The following is a 1,238-nucleotide window of genomic DNA, read 5'->3' as shown; positions in this document are numbered from 1 at the left end:
TGTAGTGGTTCACTGATTCCGGACACCAACGTAGGTGGTAATATCACCACCATAAGCGAGGTGTCAGATGACCAGGAAACGACGATCTTTTACGCCAGAGTTCAAACAGGAAGCTGCCTGTCTGGTGCTTGACCAAGGTTACAGTGTTGCCGAAGCCAGCCGCTCTTTGAATGTCGGCGAGAACGCCCTCAGGCGATGGGTAAAACAGCTTTCTGAAGAACGTGGTGGAGTTACTCCTCAGTCCAAAGCGCTGACGCCGGAGCAGCAGCGTATCCAAGAACTTGAAGCCCGCTGTGAGCGCCTAGAACGTGAGAAATCGATATTAAAAAAGGCTACCGCTCTCTTGATGTCGGACGAGATGAATCGTACGCGCTGATAGACCAGTTAAGTGAGCAGGAATCGGTTGAGATGGTCTGTAAGGCGTTTGAAATATCTCGGTCCAGCTATTACGAATATCGTCGTAGGCGTTCAGTAGTAGACACCGAGCGAGTGGTTCTGCGAGCCGATGTAAACCGGATATTCCGCAAGAGCCGAAGTTCAGCAGGAAGCCGTATGATCACCTCCATGCTTAATGAGGAAGGCGTTGTGATCGGTCGCTTCAAGGTTCGCCGCTTGATGAGTGAGCTGGGACTGATCTGCAAACAACCTGGCCCACACGCTTACAAGCAGGCCACTGTGGAGCGGCCGGACATCCCTAATCGGTTGAATCGTGAGTTCAGCGTCAGCCATCCAGACCAAGCGTGGTGCGGTGATATCACCTACGTGTGGGCTGGGCATCGATGGAGCTATCTGGCGGTTGTTCTAGATCTCTATGCCCGCCGGGTAGTTGGCTGGTCACTATCAGATCGGCCTGATGCGGAGCTTGTCGTAAAGGCACTGGATCATGCGTATGAGCAACGAAGTAAGCCGACTGGAGTTTTGTTCCACTCTGACCAGGGCAGTCAGTATGCCAGTCGACTATTCCGTCAAAGGCTCTGGCGTTACCGCATGGAGCAAAGCATGAGTCGCCGGGGAAATTGCTGGGATAACGCCCCGATGGAACGAGTCTTCCGAAGCTTGAAGAGCGAATGGATACCCTCGCTTGGATATCGCTCGATTCCTGATGCGAGGAAAGATATTGGCGACTACCTAATGGGCTATTATAACCGGCGGCGCCCCCATACATTCAATGACGGCATGCCACCCATGGTTGCAGAAGAAAAACTTAAAATACTGTCCGGGATTAGTTGACCACTACA

Annotated in this window: 1 protein-coding gene; it reads left to right on the top strand. The window is 52.4% G+C overall.

Annotated features, from left to right (window positions below; genetic code table 11):
• Window positions 1-67: 67 nt before the first annotated feature.
• A protein-coding gene (locus NH395_RS18305; protein ID WP_253026931.1) for an IS3 family transposase occupies window positions 68-1,230 on the top strand; the annotation gives its coding sequence in 2 pieces (ribosomal slippage) (window positions 68-323 and window positions 323-1,230; 1,164 coding nt in all).
• The last annotated feature ends 8 nt before the right edge of the window (window positions 1,231-1,238 follow it).

It is taken from the genome of Halomonas sp. Mc5H-6 (assembly GCF_024124705.1).
GTDB lineage: Bacteria > Pseudomonadota > Gammaproteobacteria > Pseudomonadales > Halomonadaceae > Vreelandella > Vreelandella subterranea.
This window is presented reverse-complemented; position numbering and strand designations above follow the sequence as displayed.